Below are 20,557 nucleotides of genomic sequence, written 5' to 3' on the forward strand. Positions count from 1 at the left end.
TCGATGGTCACCACCGCCACTTTCGGCACCGGAATCGTCAACGGATTCGCCCTAGCCCTCGTCTCACTCGGTTTCACGCTCGTCTACCGCGCGACCGGCGTGGTCAACTTCGCCAACGGCAGCCAGATGGTGCTCGGCGGTTACGTCGCGTGGGAGCTCGGCTCGCACGGGTTCCCCGCCTGGGTGGTGATGCTCGGCGCGGTCGCCGCGGGTGTCGCGTCGGGGGTGGTCGTGGACCAGATCGCGTTGCGCCCGTTGCGCGGCGCGAGCCTGCTCGCCCAGATCATCGTGCTGATCGCGGTGACCGAGGTGGCCAGTGGGGTGTTCCTGTCGTCGTTCGGTGCCGAGGCCAAGACGATGACGCCGTACGCCGGCCGCTCGCCGATCGTGCCGGGTCTCGGCTGGTCGGCGATGGACGTGGTGCTCATGGTGGTGAGTCTCGTGCTCGTCGCCGGGCTCACGCTGGTGCTGCGGGGCACGTCGGCGGGGCTGCGGATGCGGTTGGTCGCGAGCAACCGCCTCGGCGCCACCGTCGTCGGCGTGAACCCGGCGCGGGTTTCCACGCTGGCGTGGTGCGTCGGCGGCGGCCTCGCGGCCCTGAGCGGCGCGCTGATCTTCCCGACCTACCTGCTCTCCCCCGACCTCGGGCAGCAGTACACCTTCGACAGCTTCGCCGCGGTGGTGCTCGGCGGGTTCGGCAGCCTGCCGGGCGCCGCGGTCGGCGGGGTGCTGATCGGGGTCGTGCAGTCGGTCGTGTCGGGCGCGATCGGGGCGAGCTACAGCGCCTTCGTCTCGCTCGGCGTGATGCTCGTGATCCTGCTGACGCGGCCCACCGGACTGTTCGGAGCCCGCGCATGACCACGGTCAACGTCCCCCGCCGCGTGCGGGCCGCCGTCCGCGACACCGCGCTGCCGGTGGACAAGTGGCTCGGGCGGCTGAAAGTGCCGACACCGACCACGGTCACCTCACCGGCCGGCGAGAAGCGCTACCTCGGTTCACTGTGGACGGTCACCGGCGTGGTGCTGGTGGCGGTGCTCGTCGCGGTGTGGGCCGACGTCGGCGGCGCGTACATCCAGACCGTGGTCGGCTTGTTCGCCGCGTACCTGGTGTCCGCACTCGGCTACACGGTCGTACTCGGGCAGGCCGGGCAGTTCGCCTTCTGCCAGAACGCGTTCATGGCGCTGGGTGCCTACGGCTACGCGGTGTCCGAGCCCCGGTTCGGCCCGGTGGGCGGGCTGGTGGTCGGGGCCCTGGCCGCCACCGTGGCCGGCACGATCATCGGCGTCGCCATCATCCGCACCCGCGACCTGTACCTGGCTCTGCTCACCCTCGCGTTCTCCCAGGCCGCGCTGCTCGCCATCCAGCTGTGGCCCCCGACCCAAGGCGACAACGGGATCCTCGTCGCCCTCGGCGGTGATCAGGCCTACCTCGTGGCCGTGGTGTTCGCGGCGGTGGCGCTGATCGTGGTGCAGCGCATGACCCGTTCGAAGATCGGCCGGGCGTTCGCGCTCGTGCGCACCGACGAGAAGGCCGCGGCGACGATGGGCGTGAACGTGCCGCTGACCCGCATGCTGGCGTTCGCGTTCAGCAGCCTGCTCGGCGGGCTCGGCGGCGTGCTGCTGGGTGCGGTGCTCACGTTCATCACGCCGACGAATTTCACGCTCGAACTCACGTTGCTGCTGCTCACGATGATCGTGATCGGGGGCGTCGGCAGCGTGTGGGGCGCGGTCACGGGAGTGCTGATCATGGTGGTGGTGCAGCAGTTCCTGCCCAGCAGCGGCAGTTTCGGCAGTTACCTCAACGCCGCGCTGCTGTTCGTGATCCTCGTGCTGCGTCCCGGCGGGCTGCGGTCGCTGGTGAACGTGCGGTCCTCGGGAGGCGGGCGTGGCTGACGCGATCCTCGACCTCGACTCCGTGCTCGTCCGCTTCGGCGGCCTGGTCGCGGTGTCGGAGGTGAGCTTCTCCGTGCGGCGCGGCTCGGTCACGGGTCTGGTCGGGCCCAACGGCGCCGGCAAGACCACGCTGTTCAACGCGATCAGCGGCCTGGTCCCCGTGACCGGCGGCTCGATCACACTGCGGACCACGAAGGGGTCGGCCGACCTGACCCGCGTGGGTGCGTGGCGGCGCGCCGGGCTCGGCATCGGCCGCACGTTCCAGGACTCGCGGCTCGTGGCCGGCCTGCCGGTGCTCGACCAGCTGGCCACGAGTGCGTTCTCCGGGCCCAGCCGGTTCCTCGGCGCCGTGCTGCGCGGCGGCGGGTTCCTGGCCGACGAGAAGCGACTTGTCGACCGAGCACACGAAGTACTGGCGCAGCTGAAGATCGAGCATCAGGCCGCGGTGAACGTCGACCTGCTCTCGGCTCCGCAACGGCGGCTGGTGGACCTCGGCCGCGCGCTGATGAGCCGGCCCGAGCTGCTGCTGCTCGACGAGATCAGCGCCGGGATGCCGGTGGAGGACAAGGAAATGGTGGCCGACCGCGTGCTCGACTACGTGCGCACCTCGGGCGCCACGGTGATCTTCGTCGAGCACGACATGGGGTTCGTCCGGCGGGTCGCCGACCGCGCGGTGGTGCTGGCCGAGGGCGAGATCCTCGCCGACGGCGGCCCCGAAGAGGTGCTGCGGCGCCCGGACGTGCTCGCCGCCTACATCGGTCCCGGAGCCGAAGGAGCACTGCGATGACGTTCTCCGCGCAGGGAATCCACGCCGGCTACGGGCGGATCCCGGTCGTGCACGACCTCTGCTTCGACGTCGCCGCCGGCGGTTACCTCGGCATCGTCGGCGCCAACGGCGCGGGCAAGAGCACGCTGCTCAAAGCCCTCGCCGGCGTCGTCACGCCGCACGCCGGCCGCATCCGCCTCGCGGACGAGGACCTCACCGGCGTGCCCGCATGGGACCGGGCCCGCCGGGGCCTGGCGTTCGTACCCGAATCACGCGAACTGTTCGGTGACCTGACGGTGGAAGAGCACCTGCACGCGGGCTGCCTGCGCGCGAAGGGCCGCACCGAACGCGCGGAGCGGACCGAGTTCGCCTACGAGCTCTTCCCCGTGCTGCGCGACCTGCGCCGCCGCGCGGCCGGGCGGCTTTCCGGTGGCCAGCAACAGTCCTTGGCCGTCGCGCGCGCGGTCGTCTCCCAGCCGAGGGTGCTGCTGCTCGACGAACCTTCGCTGGGCTTGTCCCCGATCGCGGTCAGCGGGCTCGTCGAATCGCTGACCCGGCTCGCGCGGACCACCGACATGGCGGTGGTGATCGCCGAGCAGAGCCTCACGGTCGTGCGGGAGCTGTGCGACGACGTGCTGGTGCTCAACCTCGGCCGCGAGGTCGAGCGAGGCCCGGCCGGCGCGGTGCTCACCCGCTCGGTCATCGAGAACGCGTTCCTGTGAAAACTGCCCCGGAGGTGTGCGACAGGTGACAACCAGCAAGATCTCCTCGATCGACGTGATCCCGTTCCGGATCCCGCTCAAACACGAGGTGAAGTTCGCGACGGGCCGGCTGACCCACGCCGAGCACCTGCTCGTGCGCGTGCGCACGGCCGACGGCGTGGTGGGCCTGGCCGAGGCCATTCCGCGGCCGATGATCTACGGCGAGACCACCGTGTCGATCGCGCACGTGATCGACACGGTGATCGCGCCGGCCGCGATGTCGCTCGACCTGCTCGGCACCGAGGAACTCGGGCACCGGCTGCGCCACCTCGCCGGCAACCCCACCGCCCGTGGCGCCGTGGAGCTGGCGATGTTCGACGCGCTCGGCAAGACGCTCGGCGTCCCGTGCCACGAACTGCTCGGCGGCTACGCGCCGGAGGCCCGCGTGACGGCGATTCTCGGCGCGGGCACGATCGACGAGGTCGTGGCCGAGACCGCGGCGCTGCGCGCGGACCACGGCATCACCTGCTACAAGGTCAAGGTCGGCCTCGAGCTCGACCGCGACGTGCGGTTGATGGCCACGCTGCGGGAAGAGCACCCCGACGCGTTGATCTACGTGGACGCCAACCACGGCTACTCGGCTTCCGACGCGATGACGTTCCTGGAAGCCACCAAGGACCACCGGCTCGCGTGGATCGAAGAGCCGTGCCCGGCCGAGGACGTGCTGGGGCGGGCCGACGTGGTCGCCAAGTCGACCGTGCCCGTGCTCGGCGACGAAAGCAGCACGACCCCGCGCGAAGTCGCGACCGAGATCCTCGCCCGGCGCTGCACGATGATCAGCATCAAGCTGGCCCGCACGGGCATCCGCGCGTCGACGCGGATTCGCGAGTTCTGCGCGGCCGTGGGCGCGCAGGCGATCGTGGGCAGTCAGGGCGACTCGGCCATCGGCACCTACACCAGCGCCGCGTTCGCCGCCGCCAACCCGGTCACGGCGCAGCACCCGGCCGAGCTGGCCTACCTGCTCAACCTCGACGGCGACCTCGTGACCACCCCGCCCGAGATCCGCGACGGGGTGCTGCGGATCCCTGCCGAGCCCGGTTTCGGGTTCGACATCGACGAAGCCGCGCTCGCGCGGTTCCGGACCGACCGGCCCGGGGAAAGGAGCTGACCCGCGTGTTCCGCTACGACCAGGCAAGGCAGGTGCTCACCGTGGGGGCGGGCACGATCGCGACGGTGGCGGACGAGCTCACCGCGCTGTCCGCCCGTTCGGTGTGTCTCGTGGGCAGCCCGCGCTCACTCTCCTCCGCCGCGGGCCGGGCGGTGCGCGAAGCGCTGCAGGGCTTCGACGTCCGTCACGAGTTCGGCAAGATCGCGCCGCACGCCCCGATCACCGACACGGAGGTGATGGCCCGGCAGCTGCGCGACGACCCGCCCGACGCGCTCGTGGCCGTGGGCGGCGGCAGCGTGAGCGACACCGCGAAAGCGCTTTCGATCCTGTTGGCCGAGGGATTTCCGCTCGAGGCCAAGTGCTCCACGTTCACCCCGCCGGACGTGTTGCGCCACGTGCAGCTCGACCAGCCGAAGATCCCCGTGGTCACCATCCCCACCACGTTGTCGGGCGCGGAGGTGACGCCGGGCGGCGGCGCCACCGACGCCCACGGGATCAAACGCGTGTTCTGGGACCAGAAAGTGGCGTCCCGCGTGGTGGTGTACGACCCGGAGCTGTTCACCGACGTGCCCGCCGCGCTCCTGCTGACCACGGGCATGAACGGGCTCGCGCACTGCGCCGAAGCGCTGTACTCGAAGTCCGCGTCACCGTTCACCGACGCGCTCGCGGCCGAAGGCGCGCGCCGGTTCGCGCAGACGTTGCCGCGCATCGGTGGGGCCACCGGGGCGTTGCCGATCGACCTGCTGGAAGACGCGCTCACGGCCGCGGCGATCGGCGGCCTCGTGATCAGCAACGCGCGGGTCGGCCTGCACCACGCCGTGTGCCATGTGCTCGGGGCCGCCTACGGCGTGCCGCACGGCGTCGCGAACTCCGTGATGCTGCCCTACGTCCTGGAGTACAACCACGACCACACCGAGGCGAAGCAGGCGATCCTGGCCCGGGCGTTGGGTGAAGGGCTTGCGGTACAAGGCAGCGCTGCGGTCCTGGTGGCGACCGTGCAGAAGCGGGCCGGCGTCCCGCGGACGCTGGCGGACACCGGGCTGGCCGAAGGCGATCTGCCGCGCGTGGCCGAGGAAGTCATGCAGGACCGTGGTTTGTTCTTCAACCCCAAGCGGGTTCCCGACGCCGACGCGGTGCTCGGCGTGCTGCGCATGGCGTGGTCGGGCACCGTGACCGGGACCGCGTGATGGCGGAGCACGCCTCGGAGCTGGTCGACCTCATCACCGCGCCCCGCAGTGTGGTCGTCGTCGGCGCGTCTTCCGACCCGGCCAAACCCGCGGGCCGGCCGCTGGCCTACCTCAACCGCTACGGCTTCACGGGTGAGGTGTTCGTCGTCAACCCGCGCCACTCCGTCGTCGCCGGGTATCCGGCGGTGCCGACCGTGCTCGACATCCCCGTCGACGCCGCCGAAGCCGCCATCGTGAACCTGCCGGCGGACCAGGTGCCGAGCGCACTGCACGACCTCGACAGCCGCGGCGTGCGGGTCGCGGTGGTGATCGGCAGCGGGTTCGAACGCCCCGACAGCGCGCCGCGCCAGGAGCTCAACCGGTTCCTGGCCGCTCCCGACCGGCGGCTGCGGGTGATCGGCCCCAACTGCGTGGGCACGATGAGCGTGGTTTCCGGCGCGCACCTCAACTTCTCGAGTGTGCTGGGCCGCGGACCGGCGCGCGCGGGTTCGGTCGCGATGATCACGCAGAGCGGCGCGAGCGGCAACGGCCTGCTCATGTCGATCCTGAGACGCGGCGGCGGCATCGCGCACTGGTTCAGCACCGGCGACGAGTTCGACGTCGGTGCGCTGGAGCTGCTCGTCGGGGTGCTGGCGCGCGACGAAGTGCGCACGGTCGGGCTGTTCCTGGAGGCCATCACCGACCTCGAGTGGCTGCCGCGAGCGACCGAGGCCATCGCGCGCACCGGAAAGCGGGTGTTCCTGGTCAAGATCGCCGACAGCGATCTCGGCCAGCTCGCCGCGGGCGGGCACACCGGGCGCGTCGTCGGGTCGAGTGACATCTCGCAGGCGGTGCTGCGGCAAGCCGGGTTCATCCGGGTGCCGGGCATCGCCGAGCTGGCCGACTGCCTCGTCGCGGCACAGGTCGTGGGCGAGCTGCCCGCGCGACCGCGGATCACGGCCGCGTCGGTGTCGGGCGCGGGGGCGGTGGTGCTGGCCGATCGGGTGCAGCAGGCGCGGGCGTTGTCGTTGCCGCCGTTGGGCGCCTCGACCCGGGCCCGGCTGCGGGAGGTGCTTGCGGATCGCGTCGAGCTGCACAACCCCCTGGACGTGCCGTTCCTCGGCGAAACCGAGACGTTCGCGCGGACGGTGGCGACGCTGTCCGAGGCGCCGGAGACGGACGTCGTCGTGGCGGTGGAGTCGAGTCTGGCGCACGAGCGCGAGGTGCTGGCCGACGTGCTCACCGCGCGGTCGCCGTCCGCGTGCCCCATCGTGCTGAGCCACCTCAGCGAGGACGACCCGATCCCCGAGTCCCTCGTCGCGCGGCTCGCCGCGGCGCGGGTGGCCGTGGTCCCGACGCCGGAGCGCGCCGTGCGGACGCTGGGTCTGCTGGCGGGCGACGCCGAACCGGAAACGGCGCAGCACTCGGCGGAAGAACCGGCCGACCACCTGGGTATCCCGGACGTCGCCGCGCTGCTTCCTGCGGACTTCCCCTGGGCGCCTTGGGTTTCCGCGCCCGACCGGGAAGCCGCGGCGGAGGCGGTCCGGCGGTGGGGTTATCCCGTGGCGATCAAGGCCGCGGGGCAGACGATCGCCCACCGGTCCGAGCTGGGCGCCGTCGCCGTGGTGCGCGACGAAGCCGCCTTCGCGCCCGCGTACGAACGGGTCGCCAAGGTGTGCGCCGAGCACGGTGACGAGGTTGTGGTGCAGCGGGGCGTCGGCACGGGGCAGGAAGTGCTCGTCGCGGTGGTGCGCGACCCGGAGTACGGCCTCTCCGCCGTGCTGCGCCCGGGTGGCGTCAACGCGGAACTGCTCGACGACCAGGTCGTGCTCTGGCACGGCTGGCCGGCCGAGCAGCGCCTCAAAACCCTGCGGGAGTCACGGCTCGGCGTGCTCCTGTCGGGCTACCGCGGCCAGGTCGCGGGTGACGTCGGCGCGCTGGGCGCCGCGATCACCACGTTGTTCACGGCACTCGCCGACCAGCCGGTGTCGTTCGTCGAGCTCAACCCCGTGGTCGTGCTGGCCGACGGGATCCGCGCGATCGACGCGCTGGGGCGGAAATGAAAGGACGGAAATGACCGCGCAAGGCAGGTTGCAGCACTACCAGGAGTCCCTCGGCAACATCCCGCCCGCCATCTCGACGATGTTCGCGATGGACGCCGGCTTCGCCGGCGACTACACCGACATCCGCGAGCGGATCTACACCGACCACGCCGACGGCCTCACGCTCGCGATGAAAGAGCTGCTGCTGGTCATGTTCGACCTCGCGGTGAGCAACGCCGGCGGCGCGATCAACCACCTGCGTGCGGCCAAGCGCGCCGGACTCACGGCCGAGCAGCTGCGGGAGTCGCTGCAGATCGCGTTCCTCGTGCTCGGCGTCTCGGGCTGGGGCAAGGTCGGTTACAAGCTGTGGGCGGCCTGGGAGAACGACTTCGAGGAAGAGGGGACGAGCACCAATGGCCACCACACGGCTTGAGTTCAGCACCGAGATCACCGACGAGATGCTGTCGGAGGCGGCGGCGCTCGAAGGCCAGGAGATCCGCGTCGAGCCGTGGAACAACGAGGCCACGCTCGACACCATCCGCCATTACGCCTGGGGCCTCGGCGACCCCAACCCGCTCTTCCACGACGAGCAGTACGCGGCGGCGAGCCCCCACGGCGGCGTGATCGCCCCGCCGACGTTCCTGTACTCCAGCTACGACGGCGCCATCGGCCTCGGGTTCCCCGGCGTGCAGCCGATCTACGCGGGCACGGAGTGGGTGTTCCACGAGACGATCCGCCGCGGCGACCGGATCCTGCCGAAGGCGCGGCTGGGCAAGGTGACCGTCCACAGTGGCCGCCACTCGTCGCGGTTCGCCATCCAGCGCGTGCACACCGAATACCGCCGCGAAAGCGATGGTGTGCTGCTGGCCGAGGCCCTGGCCAGCACGTTCCGCGTGCCGCGTGCGTCGGCTTCGGGTGGCTTGTCGTACCAAGCCCGCGACCGCCACGTCTACCGCGACGAGGAGCTGGAGGAGATCCGCCGCTGGGCGACCACCGAGGTCCGCCAGGGCACGACGCCGCGCAACCCGGCCGACGTGCGTGTCGGCGACCCGGTGCCCGAGGTCGTGAAGGGCCCGATCGACCAGATCACGATGACCGCGTACTACGCCGGCTGCATCGGCTCCCCTGGGTACAAGGCGGCCGAGCTCTCGTGGCTGTACCGCACGTGGGCCGTCGAGTCGCCGGAACGGCTGCCGAACAACTACGACCCCACGTACTTCAGCGAGCGCGTGCTGCCGAGCCTCGGGCACCAGGATCCCGAGGTGGCCAAGGAGATCGGCATGCCCGGCGCGTACAACAACGGCCCGCAGAAGTGCGGCTGGATGGCGCACCCCGTGCTGAACTGGATCGGCGACGCCGGTTCGCTGCGCGAGTTCTCCGTGCGCCTGCGCCGCCCGGACATCTTCGGCGACACCGTCTGGTGCGGCGGCACGGTCACCGAGGTCCGCGACAACGGCGAGGTGCTGATCGCGCTGGCGGCCCGCAACCAGCTCGGTGAGCAGACCGCCGAGGGCAGCGCCCTGGTGCGCTTGAGCTGAAAGCCCGGCGGGCGGTGCGTTCGCGGCGCCGCCCGCCGACACCTCGTCAGTCCGCCTGGGGGCACGGTCCTCTGTTGACCGGCGCAGACGGGGCCGGTGACAACGCTTCGGTGGAACCGCCTGATCACCGATGGTTGACAACCGGCCGCGCCGATCGTTGAGGTGGTCGAACGATGACGGACCCCGACCTCCGCGACCTGGAGCCGGAGTGGCAGGCGGTGAAGCACAGACATCCCGTTGGTTCTGAAGTGATCGCCGAGATCACCGACGTCTTCACGGCCAACCGTGAGTACGGCGTCAGGTTCGATGGCGTCTGGTCTGTCCTCGAGTGGGCGGGCTCACCGCCCGTGGTCGGCGCCAACGCCCGCTTCGTGGTGTATCGCCACCTCGATGCCACCCGGCGGGTGCTGCTGCGTAGCAGCTGACCACTCACCGACCGCCCATGACACGTGTGTGTCATAGCGTGGTTGACAATCCACTCACCCGGCGGCTCCTTCGGGCAGGGACAGGAACCGCGCGGCGTTGCCGCCGAGCAGCAGGCCGCGGTCGGCTTCGGACAGGAACTGGGCCTTGTGCACGACCTGGCCCACCGGCCGTTCCCCCAGCGGGTACGGGTAGTCGCTGCCGAGCAGGATGTTCTCCACGCCCACGACGTCGACCAGCAGCCGCAGCGCCGACGGGTCGAACACCACGCTGTCCACGGCAAAGCGCCCGAGGTAGCTCGACGGGGGTTTGGCCGAGCCGCCGAGGATGTCGTTGCGTTCGTGCCAGGCGTTTTCGAGCCGGCCGAGCCAGAACGCGAACGAGCCGCCGCCGTGGGCGAAGCAGATCTTGAGCGTCTCGGGCACCCGGTCGAACACGCCGCCGAGGATCATCGCGAGCAGCGAAAGGTGCGTCTCCGCGGGCATGCCCGTGATCCACTGTGCCATCCACCGGTTCAGCCGCGGCGAGCTCGGCATGTCCCACGGGTGCACGAACACCGGCACGCCGGTCGCCGCGCAGTGCTGCAGGAACGTGACGATGCCGGCGTCGTCGAGGTCGGCCTCGCCCACGTGGTTGCCGATCTCGACCCCGCGGTGCCCGGCGGCCACGCAGCGGTCCAGCTCCGCGCACGCCAGGTCCGGGTCCTGCAGCGGAACCTGGCAGAACGGCAGCAGCCGCCCGTTCGCCGGCTCGCAGATCTCCAGCGCGAGGTCGTTGAACACCTTCGAGATGCGCACGGCCTCGGCGGGCGTGCGGTCGTAGGAGAAGAAAACCGGGGTCGGCGACACGACCTGCAGGTCGACCCGGTCCTCACCCATGTCACGCAGCCGCTCGCCGGCGTCCCAGCAGTTGGCGAGCACGCGGCGGAACTCGCGCGAGCCGACCATGATGGTCGCCTCGCGCTCGTTCTCGACGCGCAGCCACGGCAAGGAGCTCTGTTCGACCGGGCCGTCGCTCAGCGCCGGCCAGCCGCGGGGGACGAAGTGCGTGTGGACGTCGATCACCTGGGACATCAGAGCGCGGACCTTCCGGGGTGCACGGTGCCGCAGTTGCCGCACTTGCGCAGGGACTCGTCGTTGTAGAACTGCTCGAACACCGGCGGCAGGTCCTCGACGATGTCGCGCACCTGCAACTCGACCTCGTGCACGAGGTGCCCGCAGTTGAGGCAGTACCACTGGAACTTCTCGAGCGTGCCCTCTTCGCGCACGCGCTCGATGACCACGCCGATCGAGCCGGTCTCCGGCCGCTGCGGCGAGTGCGGCGTGTTGCCGGGCAGCAGCCACATGTCGCCTTCGCGCACGTGCACGGTCTGCTGACCTTCGTCGGTCACGATGTTGACGTGCATGTTGCCCTTGACCTGGTAGAACCATTCCTCGTACGGGTCGACGTGGAAGTCGGTGCGCTGGTTGGGCCCGCCCACGACCTGCACGATGAAATCGCCCGTGCGCTCCCACATCTGCTTGTTGTTCACCGGCGGCTTGAGCAGGTGCTCGTGTTCGGAGACCCACGCGGGGAAGTTGAATACGGGGTTGATGTCGGTCATGTCAGTTCCCTCCGGTGGTTTCGCGGGGCACGTGGGCGACGGCCTGGATCTCGATGAGCAGGTGCGGGTGCGGCAGCTGGTGCACGGCGACGGTGGTGCGGGCCGGGCCGGTTTCGTCGAAGTAGCGGCCGTAGACCTCGTTGTAGCCGCCGAAGTCGTTCATGTTTACCAGGTAGCTGGTGATCTGCACGACGTCGGCGAGGCTCCCGCCGACCGAGGCCAGGATGTCCTCGATGTTGTCGAGCACGGCGGCGGTCTGCACGCGGATGTCGAGCGTGGTGGTGCCGAACTCGTCAGCCTCGGCTCCGGCGAAGGTGTTGTCGGGCAGGCGGCTGCTCGTGCCGGAGACGAACACCAAGTCACCGGCGCGCTTGACGTGCGGGAAGCGGCCTCGTGGTTTCGCCTTGTCCGCCAGTGTTTTGGCTTCGGTCATCGATCTGCTCCCTGGTCTGCGACGGAGAACCGCGCCCGGCCGAGCCCGGACACGGTGGCGCTCACGTGGGTTCCGGGCTCCAGCTCGACCGCCGGGGTGGCCGCGCCCGCGAGCAGGACCGTGCCCGCGGCGAGCGGCAAGCCATGGCGTTGCGCCATGCGCACGGCCGCCGGGACCGCGCGCAGCGGATCACCGAGGATCGCGGCGGTGGAACCGGAGGCGACGAGGCGACCGTCCACTTCGAACAGCACGCCGCGGTTGTCGAGGCCGGCTTCGAGCGGGCGCCACGGGCCGAGCACGAAGGCGGCGGCCGAGGTGTTGTCGGCGACCACGTCGGCCAGGGAGAACTTGAAGTCGCGGTAGCGCGAGTCGATGATCTCGATCGCGGGCGCCACGGCGTCGATCAGATCGGGGCCGGGAACTTCGCCCGGTTCGATGCCGCGGCTGAGCCGGAACGCGACCTCGGGTTCGGCGCGCGGGTGGATGAGGTCGCCGAGGTCGAGCTCGGCACCGTCGGCCAGGACCATGCCCGAGGTGAGGCGGCCGATGATCACGTCGGCCACACCCATCTGCGCGGCTTTCGCCTTGCTGGTGAAGCCGAGTTTCACGCCGACCGGTCGTTCGCCGCGGGTGAGGCGGCGGTCGACCAGCTGCCGCTGCACGGCGTAGGCGTCGTCGAGCGAGAGCTCGGTGGGCAGCTGCTCGCACGGCTTGCGCGTGGTCGCGGCGTCGTCGAGCCGGGCGGCGAGGTCCTCGATCATGCCGAAGCCCCTTCCCGCGCGGCCACCAGGTCGAGGGCGACGTCGACGAGCATGTCCTCCTGGCCGCCCACGAGCCCGCGTTTCCCGGCCGCCAGCAGGATCGCGCGCACGTCGAGGTCGTAGCGGGCCCCGACGCGTTCGGCGTGGAGGAGGAAGCTGGAGTAGACGCCGGCGTAGCCGAGGGTCAACGTCTCGCGGTCGACCCGGACCGGCCGGGTCTGGAGTGGACGGACGAGGTCTTCGGCGGCGTCCTGCAAGCCGAACAGGTCGCAGCCGTGGTCCCAGCCGAGCAGATCGGCGACGGCGATGAACGCCTCGATCGGCGTGTTCCCGGCCCCCGCACCCTGACCGGCCAACGACGCGTCGACCCGGTAGGCGCCGTGTTCCACCGCTGTGACGCTGTTGGCCACCGACAACGACAGGTTCTCGTGCGCGTGAATCCCGATCTGCGTCCCCGCGTCGAGCACTGCCCGGTACGCGTCGATGCGCTCGCCGACGTCCTTCATGGTCAATCGGCCACCCGAATCGGTCACGTAGACGCAGTGCGCGCCGGCGTCCTCCATGATCTTCGCCTGCTCGGCCAGGTGCTCCGGCGAGTTCATGTGGCTCAGCATCAGGAACCCGGCCACGTCCATGCCGTTCTCCCGAGCCCACCCGATGTGCTGGACGGCGATGTCCGCCTCCGTGCAATGCGTCGCGATCCGCACACTCGACACACCCAGGTCCCGCGCCGCGCGCAAATCCTCGATCGTGCCCACTCCGGGCAGCAGCAACGTGGTGAGTTTCGCCTTCTGCACGACCTCCGCGGCGGCCGCGATCCAACCCGCGTCGGTGGCCGCGCCGTGGCCGTAGTTGACGCTCGAACCGGCCAGCCCGTCGCCGTGGGCCACCTCGATCGCCGCGACCCCGGCGGCGTCGAGCGCGGCCGCGATCGACCGCACCTGCCCGACGCTGTAGCGGTGCGCGATGGCGTGCATGCCGTCTCGCAGCGTCACGTCCTGCACGTAGATCTTCATCGAAGCGCCCCTTCCGCGGCGACCTGCACGAGCCGTTCCGCGGTCCGCAGCGCGGCCGAGGTCATGATGTCGAGGTTCCCGGCGTATTCCGGCAGGTAGTGCCCGGCGCCCGAGACCTCCAGGAAAACCGCCACCTTCACCCCGCGGAACGCGCGCCCGAGCGCCGGCAGGAACGGCTCGTCCACGCGGTCGAACTGCACGCGCTGCTTGAGCCGGTACCCCGGCACGTAGTCCCGCACCCGCTCGACCATGGCCTCGATGGAAGCGCTCACCGCACTTTCGTCCACTTCGGATTCCTCGACCAGGCAGAACACCGTGTCGCGCATGGTGATCGGCGGGTCGGCCGGATTGAGCACGATGATGGCCTTGCCGCGCCCCGCGCCGCCGACCGTCTCCAGCGCCCGCGCGGTCGTCTCGGTGAACTCGTCGATGTTGGCGCGCGTGCCCGGACCGGCCGACTTGGCCGCGATCGTCGCCACGATCTCCGCGTACGCCACCGGCGCCACGGCCGAAACCGCGGCGACGATCGGCGTGGTGGCCTGGCCGCCGCAGGTGACCATGTTGACGTTGGGCACACCGAGGTGTTCGTCGAGGTTGACCGTCGGCACCACGTACGGCCCGATCGCCGCCGGCGTGAGGTCCACGAGCTGCTTGCCGTGCGGGCCGAGGACCTCGTTGTTCTGCCGGTGCGCGCCGGCGGAGGTCGCGTCGAACACCAGCCGGATGTCGGCGAACTCGGGCAGGGCGACGAGCCCGGCCACGCCCTCGGCCGTGGTCGCGATGCCGAGCCGCTTCGCCCGCGCGAGGCCGTCGGAAGCGGGGTCGATTCCCACCACGGCCGCGACTTCGAGCTCGTTCGAGAGCCGTTTGACCTTGAACATCAGGTCGGTGCCGATGTTGCCCGACCCGATGATCGCCACCGGGGTGCTCATGCGCGCGTCCCTCCGTCCGGTCCGCCGGTGAACCCGACGCGGACCTCTCCGATGCCTTCGAACCGGGCCACGTAGCTCCCGGGTGCCCCGACCGCCACCATCGGCCCCCACGCCCCGGCGAGGACCACTTCCCCCGCCCGCAATGGTTCGCCACGTCCGGCGACCTCCCGCGCGAGCCACGCGACGGCGACCGCGGGCGAGCCGAGGCAGGCCGCGCCGACGCCGGTCGAGATCGGCTCACCGCCGTGTTCCAGCGTCATGCCACACCCGGACAGGTCCACTTCGGACAATCGAACCGGCCGCGTGCCGAGCACGACCGCGCCGCTGGACGCGTTGTCGGCCACCGTGTCCGTGATCAGGATGTCCCAGCCGGCCACACGCGAGTCGACGATCTCGATCGCCGGAAGCACGAAGTCCGTGGCCCGCAGGACGTCGACCACCGTCGCGCGTCCGGGCAGATCCGCGCCGAGCACGAAGGCGACCTCGCCCTCCACCCGGGGCTGGCAGAACCGCGCCAGGGGGAACTGCGCGCGGTCGCCGAACACCATGTCGTCGAGCAGCACCCCGAAGTCGGGCCGGTCGACGCCGAGCTGGCGCTGCACCGCCTCCGACGTCAGGCCGATCTTGCGCCCGACCACGCGGCGGCCGCTCACGACCTTGTCCGCGATGATCCGCCGCTGCACCTCGTAGGCCGCGTCGACGTCGCTCTCGCCGAGCAGCTCGCGCACGGGCGCGATGGGCTTGCGGTCGCGTTCGGCTCGCAGCAGCGCCTCGGCCACCGCCTCGATCGCGGCGTTCACAGCGCCACGCACACATTGGTCGGCTCGGTGTAGAAGTGCACCGAGTGCGCGCCACCCTCGCGGCCGATGCCCGAAAGCCCGTTGCCGCCGAAGGGCGAGCGCAGGTCACGCAGGTACCACGTGTTGACCCACGACATGCCCACCCGCATCGCGCCCGCGACGCGGTGGCCGCGTTCGAGGTCCGTGGTCCACACGGCTGCGGCGAGGCCGTAGTCGCTGTCGTTGGCCAGGCGAATCGCCTCCTCCTCGGAGTCGAACGGCACCAGCGCCGCGACCGGGCCGAAGATCTCCTCACGCAGCACGCGGTGGGTGTTGTCCAGCCCGGTCCACAACGCGGGGCGCACCCAGGCGCCGCCCTCGAGCCCGGCGCCGAGATCGGGAACTCCGCCGGTGGTGAGGAGTTTCCCGCCCTCCTGCTCGGCCAGCTCGTAGTACGAGAGGACCTTTTCCCGGTGCTGCCGGGAAATCAGCGGGCCCGTGGTGGTCTCCGGGTCGTCGGGCCGGCCGAAGCGCAGGGCCTCGGCGCGTTCGGCCAGGCCGGCGGCGACCTCGTCGAACACGCCGCGCTGCACGTAGATCCGCTCGGTGCACAGGCAGATCTGACCGGTGTTGGTGAACGTCGAGCGGGCGAGGCCGTCGACGGTTCGGCTCACGTCGGCGTCGTCGAACACCACGGCCGCGTTCTTGCCGCCGAGCTCGAACGACACCGGCAGCACGCGCGGCGCCACGGCCTGCATGATCGCCGAGCCCGTGCGGGATTCACCGGTGAAGGTCACGCCGTCGATGCCCGGGTGGTTGGTCAGGAACTCGCCGGCCGAACCGGGGCCGAAGCCGTGGATCACGTTGAAGACGCCGTCGGGCAGGCCGGCCTCGGTGAGGATCTCGGCAAGCAGCGTCGCGCTGGACGGGGTTTCCTCCGACGGCTTCACCACCACGGCGTTGCCCGCGGCCAGCGCCGGCGCGACCTTCCAGGTCAGCAGCAACAGCGGTAGGTTCCAGGGCACGATCACCGCGACCACGCCGAGCGGCTTGCGCAGCGCGTAGTTCAGCGCGCGCCCGGCCGGGCCTTCGGTGAGGAACGAGTCGAGCCCGGCCGACGCGATCGTGTCCGCGGCCGCACGGAAGTTGGCCGAGGCGCGGGACACGTCGAGGCGCCGCGCCAGGTCGAGCGGCTTGCCGGTGTCGGCGACCTCGGCGGCGAGCAGGTCGTCGAAGCGTTCCTCGATGTGGTCGGCGATGCGGCGCAGCAGCCTCGCACGGTCGGCGGCCGAGGTGCGGCCCCACGCGCTGTCGAGCGCGGCTCGGGCGGCGCGCACCGCGCGGTCGACCACGGCCTGGTCGGCTTCCTCGACCCGGGTGACCAGGGTCCCGTCGACCGGGCTGACCTTGTCGAACTCCTCGCCTCCGCTGTCGGTGAACCGCCCGTCCACGAAACTCTTGAGCACCATGTCGACCTTTCCGGGTGGCTGTGGTCCTGCTCCATCGTCTCGACCTCCGGCTATGCCTGACAAATGCCAAAGCTTTAAGTTGATATGCGCAGATGGCTATAGTGGCCAGTCATGGCCCCTCGTGAGCTCCCGCGGCTGCTGGACGGCCGGATGAAGTTCCGCCACCTCGTGCTGCTCGACGCCATCGCGCGGCGCGGCACGATCGTCGGCGCCGCCGCCGAGCTGCACGTGACCCAGCCGGTGGCCACCCGCGGGCTGCGGGAGCTGGAGGAGATCCTCGAGGTCGAGCTGTTCCGGCGCGGCCCGCGCGGGCTCACGCCCACCGTGTACGGCGAGGCGTTCACCGAGCACGCCCGCGCGATCCTCGCCCAGGTCCGCCAGGCGGCCCGGCACGTGGTCGAGCTGGCGGGCGCCGAGCGCGGCACCGTGGTGGTGGGCACTCACCTGTTCGGGTCGAACGTGCTGCTGCCCCGCGCCATCGCCGCCCTGAAGGCCGAACGCCCGAACCTCACCGTCGCCGTGCGCGACGGCACACCCGAGTCACTGCTCGTCGAGCTGAGCGCGGGCCGCCTCGACCTGATCGTCGGCCGGCTCACCCAGATCTCCGACGAGGGGTTCCTCCGCCGCAAGCTCTACGACGAGTCCGTGGTGCTCGTGGTCCGCGCCGCCCACCCACTGGCCGCCGCGAAGACCGTGGACCTCCCGACGGTCGCCGAATACCCGTGGATCCTGCCCGGCCCGGAGACGGCGCTGCGCCGTGAGCTCGAGGAGCTCTTCCACAGCAACGACGTGCTCTTGCCCACCAACCGCGTCGAAGCCACTTCGTTCCTCACCGTGCGCCAGCTCCTGCGTGACACCGACGTGGTGGCCGCCCTGCCCCGCCTCATCACCGAAGACGACCCCGACATCGTGCGCCTGCCGCTGTCGCTCGAACCGATCGGCCACAGCGTGGGCATCACCCTGCCCGCGGCCGGCACGCCGACGCCGTCGGCGAATGCGTTGATCGACAAGCTGGTTGAGGAAGCCGGGCAGGTGAAACGGCAGTTCGAACCGGCTCCGTGAGCCCGGGGCGATCCGGACTCGGGCCGGCAGAGCCTGCTGTCTGCTGGGAGGGTGGTGAAAGCGGGCGCGGCTCAGAAGAACCAAGGCACCGCGTCGTGGCCGCGGTCGGTCACGTCGCTGAAGCGGCCGCCCAGGAATCCCAGCGGTTCGCCTTCTCGTTCGCAGATGCGTTGTACCGCGCCCAAGACGATCTCGTGATCTCCCGCCGTCAGGACCTGGGTGACGGTGCAGTCCAGATGCACCAGGGCGTCCGGGATCACCGGAATCTCGTGGGAGCCGTGCGTCACCGGCAGGCCGTCGAAGTGGTCCTCGCCGCGGCGGGCGAACCGGAGCGCCAGGTGTTCCTGCCGGGTCGACAGGACGTTCACGGCGAACCGGCCGGCGGTCACCACCGCCTCTGTGGTGCGGGCGCCCGTGGTCAAGCACGCCAGAAGCAGTGGCGGCCGCAACGACACCGAAGTCAGCGAGTTCACCGTCATCCCGTGCGGTACGCCGTCGACACCGGTGGTGACGACCGCAACCCCCGTCGCGAAGCGGCCCATCACGCCGCGCATGGCCAGGGGGTCGACGGACTTGGTCACGACAGGTCCTCGCCGTACCCGGCCAGGAAACGGTCCACTTCGGACAGCGGGCCTTCGAACCCGTAGTTGCGGAACGAGTATCCCTTGACCACAAAGGGCGCCCCGGCGTAGAACAGCTCGTACTGCTGATGCCGCCCGGCGAACTCGCTGCCCACGGCGTCCCACACCAGCTTGAACAGCTTCACCCGCTCGACCGCCGGCGTGCCCGGGCTGTACCCGTACCGGTCGATGTCCGACCGGGTCTCCGCGCTCGTCAGATCGGCCACACTCGACGGAACCTGCAGCACCCCACCGCCCACGAGGTCGCGCAAGATGGCCAGCACCCGCGGGTACAGCTCGGCCTGCAACCCCATGGCCCCGTACAACGCCCGGCTGCCCGGCCGCCACAAGCCCGACGAGTCGGGCGTCGCCGTGTACTCCGCGGCGAGCACGGCCGACTCCACCACGGACACGAGGCTCGCCAGCTCACCCAGCTTTTCCACCACGCCCGGGAACTTGTCCACGCCGTTCACCGCCGCGACCTTGCGGGCCAGGCCGGCCAGGAACTGCAGCTTCACCGAGAATCGGATCTGCGCTTGCCAATTTCCCAGCACGTGCGCGCCGGTGTCGAAGAACTGCCGTCGGACCGCGGCGACGTCGCGGTAGACGAAAACGCGCTCCCAGGGCACGAAGACGTCCTCGAACACCAGCAGGGCATCGGTTTCGTCGAAGCGGGTGCTGAGGGGGTAGTCGAAACTGCTGGTGGCGGCGGGGGCGTACGGACGGCGGCAGTAGAGCTTCAGGCCTTCGGTGTCGACGGGGAGCACGAAACTCAGCGCGAAGTCCGTGTCCTCCGGCGTCAGCGGCTTGATGCACGACACCAGGATCTCGTCGGCCACCGGCCCTCCCGTGGCCAGCATCTGCGCACCCCGCACGACGATCCCGTCGGCGCGTTCCTCGGCGACGCCGACCTGCACCAGGTCGCCGTCCCAGGCGCTGGCGGTGGTGGCGCGCGAGACCTGCGGCGGGATGATCGCGTAGGACAGGTACAGGTCCTCCTCGACGACGCGCCGCTGGAAGGCCTTCACGTTGGCCGCGAAGTCGCCGAACACGTCGGGGTGCGAGGCGAACGCGGCCAGGAACGCGCCGACGTGGTCCGGGCTGCGGCCGACCCAGCCCTGCGTGTGCCGGGCCCAGGTCGTGGCGGCCTCGCGGAAGGCGGTGAGGTCCTCGCGGCTGCGGGGCGCGGTGAACAGTCGGTTCACCGGCGATCCGTCCACATCGGACCGGGACAGACCCGACGACGGTTCGGCGGCGAGGTCGAACAGCTCCGCCACCGTCTGGGCGATCGGGGCGAACGCGGGGTGGCGTACCACTCCGTCCACCCGCCGGCCGTCGAGGTACACCCGACGGCCGTCGTCGATCGCGTGCAGGTAGTCCGATCCGCTGCGCATCAAGGCCTCCTCTACTGGGTTGCGTGCACGTGGGTCTGGGCTTCACTCCTCAATGGACAGGCCGGGTCAATCCCGGCCCGCCTCGACGAACTTGCGCGCCGTCAGCTCCGGGTTGGCCAGCAGCACCTCGTGGCTGCCCTCCATCCCGACGAGCCGGAACATCACCAGCCGGTTGGACAGCCGCGGGTGCCGGCCCCACTCGCCCTGCGTGATGTCGTTGTCCTCGGACGGCGCCAGGTAGCTGAACGCCTGCGGCACCTTGTCCCAGCCCGTCATGTCGGCCGGGTCGGTGAAGGTGGTCCACGGCTGGGGCCGCAGCCGGTCGTACACGCGCCGGGCGTCTTCGGCCGAGCCGTCGCCGTAGAACGCGTCGCGCCAGACGGGGAAGGGCAGGACCATGCCGCCGTCGCCGCGTTCGTCGTGGCTGGCCTTCAGCGCGGCGACGAGGTGCGGCGGGATCTCGTCGACAAGGGCGCGCCCGTGGCCCGGCACGAAGGCGGCGAAGTACACCATCCGCCGGATGCGTTCGGGCAGCGCGATCGCCACGCGGGTGATCAGGTATCCGCCCCAGCTGTGCCCGACCAGCACGATGTCGGTCAGGTCGTGCTCGCGGATGTACTCGATGATCGGCGCCGCGGCGCCACGCAGGTCCACGTGTTTGTCGTCGTTTTCGCCGAGGCCGCCCGCCGTCGGGGTGTGGACCTCGTGGCCCGCCGCCTCCAGGTGCCCGCGGACGGGTTCCCACAGTTCTCCGAAGTGCCACGCGCCGTGCACCAGTACGAATCGCATCCG

General features: G+C 70.8%; 22 protein-coding genes. 11 read left to right on the plus strand and 11 right to left on the minus strand.

Annotation, left to right across the window (positions count from 1 at the left end; all coding sequences use genetic code 11):
* Positions 1-3 precede the first annotated feature (3 nt).
* From ACWEOE_RS03770 to ACWEOE_RS03815, 10 genes are all read left to right on the plus strand, one after another.
* A complete protein-coding gene (locus ACWEOE_RS03770) occupies positions 4-858 on the plus strand; it encodes a branched-chain amino acid ABC transporter permease (protein ID WP_452003507.1) in 855 nt (284 codons plus the stop codon).
* Positions 855-1,892 carry a branched-chain amino acid ABC transporter permease gene (locus ACWEOE_RS03775; RefSeq protein WP_452003510.1) on the plus strand — a complete coding sequence of 346 codons (1,038 nt, stop codon included), beginning with the start codon at positions 855-857 and terminating at the stop codon, positions 1,890-1,892. Before ACWEOE_RS03770 ends, ACWEOE_RS03775 begins: the two co-directional genes overlap by 4 nt.
* Positions 1,885-2,679: an ABC transporter ATP-binding protein gene (locus ACWEOE_RS03780; RefSeq protein ID WP_452003513.1), complete on the plus strand. Its 795-nt coding sequence runs from the start codon at positions 1,885-1,887 to the stop codon at positions 2,677-2,679. Before ACWEOE_RS03775 ends, ACWEOE_RS03780 begins: the two co-directional genes overlap by 8 nt.
* Entirely contained in the window at positions 2,676-3,380 is a 705-nt protein-coding gene (locus ACWEOE_RS03785) for an ABC transporter ATP-binding protein (RefSeq protein WP_452003515.1), read from the plus strand. Before ACWEOE_RS03780 ends, ACWEOE_RS03785 begins: the two co-directional genes overlap by 4 nt.
* A 25-nt stretch (positions 3,381-3,405) precedes the next feature.
* A complete protein-coding gene (locus ACWEOE_RS03790; protein WP_452003518.1) occupies positions 3,406-4,527 on the plus strand; it encodes a mandelate racemase/muconate lactonizing enzyme family protein in 1,122 nt (373 codons plus the stop codon).
* A 5-nt stretch (positions 4,528-4,532) separates the two neighbouring features.
* Positions 4,533-5,714 (plus strand): iron-containing alcohol dehydrogenase family protein, encoded by a 1,182-nt coding sequence (locus ACWEOE_RS03795; RefSeq protein ID WP_452003521.1) that lies wholly within the window; start codon positions 4,533-4,535, stop codon positions 5,712-5,714.
* Positions 5,714-7,756, plus strand: a complete 2,043-nt coding sequence (locus ACWEOE_RS03800) for an acetate--CoA ligase family protein (RefSeq protein WP_452003523.1) — start codon at positions 5,714-5,716, stop codon at positions 7,754-7,756. Before ACWEOE_RS03795 ends, ACWEOE_RS03800 begins: the two co-directional genes overlap by 1 nt.
* A gap of 10 nt (positions 7,757-7,766) precedes the next feature.
* The gene (locus ACWEOE_RS03805; protein ID WP_452003526.1) at positions 7,767-8,168 is read left to right on the plus strand and encodes a carboxymuconolactone decarboxylase family protein; all 402 of its coding nucleotides are present in this window, start codon (positions 7,767-7,769) and stop codon (positions 8,166-8,168) included.
* Positions 8,149-9,273, plus strand: coding sequence for an FAS1-like dehydratase domain-containing protein (locus ACWEOE_RS03810; protein WP_452003529.1), 1,125 nt, complete (start codon positions 8,149-8,151; stop codon positions 9,271-9,273). The genes ACWEOE_RS03805 and ACWEOE_RS03810 overlap by 20 nt, the downstream gene beginning before the upstream one ends.
* A gap of 173 nt (positions 9,274-9,446) precedes the next feature.
* Positions 9,447-9,698: a hypothetical protein gene (locus tag ACWEOE_RS03815; protein WP_452003532.1), complete on the plus strand. Its 252-nt coding sequence runs from the start codon at positions 9,447-9,449 to the stop codon at positions 9,696-9,698.
* A 54-nt stretch (positions 9,699-9,752) separates the two neighbouring features.
* Here the strand turns inward: ACWEOE_RS03815 and ACWEOE_RS03820 are convergent, their stop codons facing one another.
* The 8 genes from ACWEOE_RS03820 to ACWEOE_RS03855 are packed head-to-tail and all read right to left on the minus strand — an operon-like array spanning position 9,753 to position 16,689.
* Positions 9,753-10,769 carry an amidohydrolase family protein gene (locus ACWEOE_RS03820; RefSeq protein ID WP_452003534.1) on the minus strand — a complete coding sequence of 339 codons (1,017 nt, stop codon included), beginning with the start codon at positions 10,767-10,769 and terminating at the stop codon, positions 9,753-9,755.
* Complete coding sequence (locus ACWEOE_RS03825) at positions 10,769-11,299, minus strand: 3-hydroxyanthranilate 3,4-dioxygenase (RefSeq protein ID WP_452003537.1); 531 nt, start codon at positions 11,297-11,299, stop codon at positions 10,769-10,771. Before ACWEOE_RS03825 ends, ACWEOE_RS03820 begins: the two co-directional genes overlap by 1 nt.
* A 1-nt stretch (position 11,300) precedes the next feature.
* Positions 11,301-11,732 (minus strand): RidA family protein, encoded by a 432-nt coding sequence (locus ACWEOE_RS03830; RefSeq protein WP_452003540.1) that lies wholly within the window; start codon positions 11,730-11,732, stop codon positions 11,301-11,303.
* Positions 11,729-12,493, minus strand: a complete 765-nt coding sequence (locus tag ACWEOE_RS03835; RefSeq protein ID WP_452003543.1) for a 2-keto-4-pentenoate hydratase — start codon at positions 12,491-12,493, stop codon at positions 11,729-11,731. Before ACWEOE_RS03835 ends, ACWEOE_RS03830 begins: the two co-directional genes overlap by 4 nt.
* Positions 12,490-13,509, minus strand: a complete 1,020-nt coding sequence (gene dmpG, locus ACWEOE_RS03840) for a 4-hydroxy-2-oxovalerate aldolase (RefSeq protein ID WP_452003546.1) — start codon at positions 13,507-13,509, stop codon at positions 12,490-12,492. Before dmpG ends, ACWEOE_RS03835 begins: the two co-directional genes overlap by 4 nt.
* The gene (locus tag ACWEOE_RS03845; RefSeq protein WP_452003549.1) at positions 13,506-14,441 is read right to left on the minus strand and encodes an acetaldehyde dehydrogenase (acetylating); all 936 of its coding nucleotides are present in this window, start codon (positions 14,439-14,441) and stop codon (positions 13,506-13,508) included. Before ACWEOE_RS03845 ends, dmpG begins: the two co-directional genes overlap by 4 nt.
* Positions 14,438-15,241: a 2-keto-4-pentenoate hydratase gene (locus tag ACWEOE_RS03850; RefSeq protein WP_452003551.1), complete on the minus strand. Its 804-nt coding sequence runs from the start codon at positions 15,239-15,241 to the stop codon at positions 14,438-14,440. Before ACWEOE_RS03850 ends, ACWEOE_RS03845 begins: the two co-directional genes overlap by 4 nt.
* On the minus strand, positions 15,238-16,689 hold the full coding sequence (locus tag ACWEOE_RS03855) for a 2-hydroxymuconic semialdehyde dehydrogenase (RefSeq protein ID WP_452003554.1): 1,452 nt from the start codon (positions 16,687-16,689) through the stop codon (positions 15,238-15,240). Before ACWEOE_RS03855 ends, ACWEOE_RS03850 begins: the two co-directional genes overlap by 4 nt.
* Positions 16,690-16,800: 111 nt before the next feature.
* Here ACWEOE_RS03855 and ACWEOE_RS03860 point away from each other — a divergent pair, with 111 nt between their 5' ends.
* Positions 16,801-17,751: a LysR substrate-binding domain-containing protein gene (locus ACWEOE_RS03860; protein ID WP_452003557.1), complete on the plus strand. Its 951-nt coding sequence runs from the start codon at positions 16,801-16,803 to the stop codon at positions 17,749-17,751.
* A gap of 71 nt (positions 17,752-17,822) precedes the next feature.
* Here ACWEOE_RS03860 and ACWEOE_RS03865 read toward each other — a convergent pair whose 3' ends face one another.
* From ACWEOE_RS03865 to ACWEOE_RS03875, 3 genes are all read right to left on the minus strand, one after another.
* A complete protein-coding gene (locus ACWEOE_RS03865; RefSeq protein WP_452003560.1) occupies positions 17,823-18,332 on the minus strand; it encodes a flavin reductase family protein in 510 nt (169 codons plus the stop codon).
* Positions 18,329-19,765 (minus strand): 4-hydroxyphenylacetate 3-hydroxylase family protein, encoded by a 1,437-nt coding sequence (locus ACWEOE_RS03870; protein ID WP_452003563.1) that lies wholly within the window; start codon positions 19,763-19,765, stop codon positions 18,329-18,331. Before ACWEOE_RS03870 ends, ACWEOE_RS03865 begins: the two co-directional genes overlap by 4 nt.
* A gap of 66 nt (positions 19,766-19,831) precedes the next feature.
* On the minus strand, positions 19,832-20,554 hold the full coding sequence (locus ACWEOE_RS03875; RefSeq protein WP_452003564.1) for an alpha/beta fold hydrolase: 723 nt from the start codon (positions 20,552-20,554) through the stop codon (positions 19,832-19,834).
* Between the last annotated feature and the right edge of the window lie 3 nt (positions 20,555-20,557).

It is taken from the genome of Amycolatopsis sp. NPDC004368, assembly GCF_053602515.1.